This is a genomic window from Pseudomonas sp. P5_B2, from assembly GCF_056400445.1.
The window spans coordinates 1-3953 of record NZ_JBFULH010000380.1; the positions used below are offsets into that span (position 1 = coordinate 1).

Below are 3953 nucleotides of genomic sequence, written 5' to 3' on the forward strand. Positions count from 1 at the left end.
AACGGGAAGTACACCGCGTCCACGCCTTTGGCTTCGAAGAAGTCGGTCGGATCGTCGAAGGCTTGCTGCGGCGCGTTCCAGGTCAGCGACAACATGTATTGCTTACCTTGSAYCAGTCCRCCGCTGCCATATTTCTGCGAGGCATCGGAACGGGTSCGGCCRTCRCTGGCGTAGAGGCTSCCRTGGCCTTCGGTGAAGACTTCGTCGATGTAYTTTTTCACGRTCCATGGCGCGCCCATCCACCAGCCSGGCATTTGATAAATGATCACGTCGGCCCACAGGAATTTGGCGACTTCTTCGGCGACGTCGTAACCCTCGTCGATGAAGGTGGCTTTCACATCCATGCCGCCGCGGTCCAGCACGCTCAACGCGGCTTCATGCAGGGTGGCGTTGTAGCGGCCATCGGAGTGGGCGAATTTTTTGCCACCATTGAGCAACAGAACTTTTTTCATCAGAAATCCCGGAAGGTCAGAAATTGGATGGCGGCAGGTTAATGGTTGGCCTCGCGCGGAATAAGCCCCGAATACGCAAAACCCTTTTGACCAATACGCACGAATCACTAGGCGATTGTTGCAATAAACTTGCGCCGATTCTTAATTTGAGGAGATTTTTGATGAGTGAAACGCAAGGCTTCATCCTGCACGCCAAGACCCGCCCGGAGCAATCCGACGCCTTCGAAGCGTTTTTCCGTGGCTACGTGGAAGCCAGTCGCGCCGAGCCCGGTTGCATCGAGTACCACATGCTGCGCGACAAACAGGACCCGACGCTCTTTATCTTCTACGAGATCTGGCAGTCCCAGGCTCACCTGGACGTGCACTCGAATCTTCCGCACATGAAGCAGTTCCTCGACCAGCGCGATGATTACCTGGAACGGGACTTCGAGATCCGCGCCATCGACATGCTCAGCCCGTCGTCCGCTACCCGCTGATCAACAAGTGGCCGCCGAGCACACCGAGGCCGATGAAGAACACACGTTTGAACAATACGGCGCTGATCCGCTGACGCAGCCATTGGCCCAGCCACATGCCGAGCATGGCCGGGATCAGCGCCAGCAACGACGCGCTCAACTCGCCTCCGCCTAGGGCGTCACGCCACCACAGGCCGGCTGCCAGCGCCAGGGTCGAAATGGTGAACGACAAGCCCAGCGCCTGCACGAGTTCGTCCTTGCTCAAACCGAGCGCTTGCAGATAAGGCACGGCCGGAATCACAAAGACGCCGGTGGCCGAGGTGATGACGCCTGTCAGCACGCCGCACAGCGGACCGAACCAGCGTTCGGTACGACTGCCGACGCGCAAGGTTGGCAGGAGCAAACCACTCAGCGCGTAGAGCAACAATGCAACGCCCAATCCCCGTACCACCCAATGTCCACCAGCCATGCCAAGCCAAAGCGTGCCCGCGCCGGTGCCAATGAAAATAGCCAGCAGCATTGGCCATAGACGCTTGATCAACCCGCGCAAATGTCCGCCGAATGCCAGTTGCCACACATTCGTGAGTGTTGCCGGAATAATCAGCAGCGCAGCAGCCTGCGATGGCGCCATAGCCAGACCGAGCAGGCCCATGGCGATGGTTGGCAAGCCGAGGCCGATGACGCCTTTGATCATGCCGGCCAGCAGGAAGGTGGCGATGACCAGCAATGACAGAGCCAGCCCGAGGTTTTGATAGAACGCGGCGAGTGTATTCATGGGGCTATCCTGAGCGTGGATTAGCCGCGTGAAAATCTGCCATATACTGAGGCAGCCTCTTGTAGAGCAAGAGGCAAATAAATGAGTCGAGTACTAGCCTCTTCGCGGGCAAGTCGGATCGCCGCACCGCCGCTCCCACAGGTTTGATCGCGGTCTAAATGTGGGAGCGGGCTTGYCCGCGAAGGCGTCCCTCCAGACAACACAAATCCCGAGGTTGCCAATGCACTTCGACCTGACCGACCTGCGCCTCTACCTGAACATCCTCGACAGCGGCAACATCACCGCCGGAGCCGCGCGCAGCCATCTGTCCCTGGCGGCAGCAAGCGCGCGAATCCGCGCCATGGAAGCTGCGTTCGGCATCGAATTTTTACAGCGAGGCCGGCGCGGTGTCACGCCGACCTCGGCGGGCAAAGCTTTGGCAAAACACGCCCGGGCGCTGCTGCAACAGGCGGAACACATGCAACAGGACTTGGCTGAATACGCCAAGGGTGTCAAAGGTCAGGTGCGGTTGTTGTGCAATACCACCGCAATCACCGAGTACCTGCCGGAGTTGCTCGCGGACTTTCTGCATGAGCACCCCAATCTCGACATCGATCTGCAAGAGCTGCCCAGCGCACGCATCACCCACGCGCTGCGCCAGGGCGCGGCAGACCTTGGCATCGTGTCCGACGCCGTGGACACCGATGACCTGCAGACCCGCGCCTTTCGCGACGATCCGCTGGTGCTGATTCTGCCCCACGATCACCCGCTGGCCGACAGCGAATCCTTAAGTTTCAGCGACACCTTGCACCATGATTACGTAGGACTGAACGCCAACAGCGCCCTCGCGGTGTACCTCGAAGAACAGGCTCTGCACATCGGCTCGCGCCTGCAAATCCGCATCCGCACTGACGGTTTCGAGGGCGTGATGCGCATGGTCGCGCGCGGTGCCGGGTTGGCCATCGTGCCCCTGGCCGCCGTCGTGCGCTGGCCGGGGGGACACTCATTCAAGTGGACCGCTCTGCAGGAACCCTGGGCGCAACGCAAACTGCTGCTCTGCGCCCGGGACTTTGAAGCGCTACCCGGCTACGCGAAGGCTTTGCTACAAGCCTTGACCCTTTAGTAGCGGGGTCGCGCGTTTCTGGACACTTCGATGTCGAGTTCAGACAACTGACCGATGCTTGGGCGCTATAGGGTGCGACTTCAGTTCCTGAACCCACTGCCCGGAGTCCACATGACCGCACCGATTACCGTCCTTCGCGACACGCATCCACTGCCGGTGCTTGACGCCTGCAAATGGGAAAAACTCGAAGGTGACCCGCACACCGTCAACCTCAACGCCTACACCAGCGATGATGGCAGCAAGATCATGGGTACCTGGATCTGCACGCCGGGCAAGTGGTATGTCGAATACGTGAAGTGGGAATACTGCGACTTCCGCGAGGGCTACTGCATCATCACCCCGGAAGGAAAGGAGCCGATCCATCTGCGTGCCGGCGACATTTTCGTCATCGAGCCGGGGATGAAAGGCACATGGGAAGTGGTGGAAACCGTACGCAAGTATTTCGTGTTTGCGTGATGCAAAAAAAACCGGGAGATCACTCGATGTGATCTCCCGGTAAATGTCCTGACTTGAAATGCGCAACACTGTGGTGAGGGGGCTTGCCCCCGTTGGTTCGCGATGCGGACCCAAAATCGCAAAGCACAGTGTTGCAGATAAATCGCGTTAACCGGTTTTGTGACTGCTTCGCAGCCGAACGGGGGCAAGCCCCCTCACCACAAAAGCTCTCCTGCCACAGACCCCGCGAAAACCTTATTGCGGCTTGCGATAGCTGTTGATGATCGCCGAGAAGTCCTTGCCACCTTCCCCACGCTGGCTCATTGCCTGATACAACTGCTGGGCCACCGCGCCGAGCACCACCGGTTGGTGCGCCTGACGGGCCGCTTCCGTGGCCAGCCCCAAATCCTTGAGCATCAGTTCGGCACCGAAGCCACCGGTATAACCGCGCGAGGCCGGCGCCGTTTCGACGATGCCCGGCCATGGGTTGTACATCTCCGAACTCCAGCACCGCCCGGTGGAACTGTTGATGATCCCGGCGAGCACAGTCGTGTCGATCCCCAGGGCATCACCCAGCGCCATGGCTTCGCTGACCCCAACCATGGAAATACCCAACAGCAGGTTGTTGCAGATCTTGGCGATTTGCCCGGTGCCGACTTCACCGCAATGAACGATGTTGCGGCCCATCTGCGCCAGCACCGGTTGCAGGGTGGCAAACAGCTCAGGGGTAGCGC

At 59.7% G+C, this 3953-nt stretch carries 6 protein-coding genes; 3 read left to right on the top strand and 3 right to left on the bottom strand.

All coding sequences use genetic code 11. The annotated features are described in order from the left end of the window. Nucleotides 1–452 (bottom strand): NADPH:quinone oxidoreductase MdaB (gene mdaB, locus AC1DRJ_RS20820; RefSeq protein WP_477803798.1); only part of this gene is annotated, 452 nt, incomplete at its 3' end. Nucleotides 453–613: 161 nt separating this feature from the next. Between mdaB and AC1DRJ_RS20825 the strand changes: the two genes are divergently transcribed. After that, a complete protein-coding gene (locus AC1DRJ_RS20825; protein WP_477803799.1) occupies nt 614–928 on the top strand; it encodes a putative quinol monooxygenase in 315 nt (104 codons plus the stop codon). Here the strand turns inward: AC1DRJ_RS20825 and AC1DRJ_RS20830 are convergent. Next, the gene (locus AC1DRJ_RS20830; RefSeq protein WP_477803800.1) at nt 918–1682 is read right to left on the bottom strand and encodes a sulfite exporter TauE/SafE family protein; all 765 of its coding nucleotides are present in this window, start codon (nt 1680–1682) and stop codon (nt 918–920) included. The genes AC1DRJ_RS20825 and AC1DRJ_RS20830 overlap by 11 nt on opposite strands. A 220-nt stretch (nt 1683–1902) precedes the next feature. Between AC1DRJ_RS20830 and AC1DRJ_RS20835 the strand changes: the two genes are divergently transcribed. Beyond that, the gene (locus AC1DRJ_RS20835; protein WP_477803801.1) at nt 1903–2784 is read left to right on the top strand and encodes a LysR substrate-binding domain-containing protein; all 882 of its coding nucleotides are present in this window, start codon (nt 1903–1905) and stop codon (nt 2782–2784) included. Between the two features lie 111 nt (nt 2785–2895). Beyond that, on the top strand, nt 2896–3240 hold the full coding sequence (locus AC1DRJ_RS20840) for a cupin domain-containing protein (RefSeq protein WP_477803802.1): 345 nt from the start codon (nt 2896–2898) through the stop codon (nt 3238–3240). Nucleotides 3241–3474: 234 nt separating this feature from the next. Here the strand turns inward: AC1DRJ_RS20840 and AC1DRJ_RS20845 are convergent. Then, nucleotides 3475–3953: NAD-binding protein (locus AC1DRJ_RS20845; RefSeq protein ID WP_477803803.1), on the bottom strand; the 479-nt coding region annotated here is incomplete at its 5' end.